General features: G+C 66.0%; 1 protein-coding gene. It reads left to right on the plus strand.

The window, feature by feature from the left end:
• The coding region (locus tag ADK54_RS19670) for a carboxyl transferase domain-containing protein (protein ID WP_324610179.1) at positions 1 to 265 on the plus strand (265 nt) is incomplete at both ends.

The following is a 265-nucleotide window of genomic DNA, read 5'->3' on the forward strand; positions in this document are numbered from 1 at the left end:
CTGCAACGCGACGGTGCCGCGGATCTCACTGATCCTGCGCAAGGCCTACGGCGGCGCCTACATCGTCATGGACTCCCAGTCCATCGGCGCCGACCTGACGTATGCCTGGCCGACGAACGAGATCGCGGTGATGGGTGCCGAGGGTGCCGCCAATGTCATCTTCCGCCGTCAGATCGCGGAGGCCGACGATTCGGAGGCGATGCGGGCACGGATGGTCAAGGAGTACAAGGCCGAGCTGATGCACCCGTACTACGCGGCCGAGCGG

It is taken from the genome of Streptomyces sp. WM6378 (assembly GCF_001279695.1).
In the GTDB taxonomy this organism is placed as follows: Bacteria; Actinomycetota; Actinomycetes; order Streptomycetales; family Streptomycetaceae; genus Streptomyces.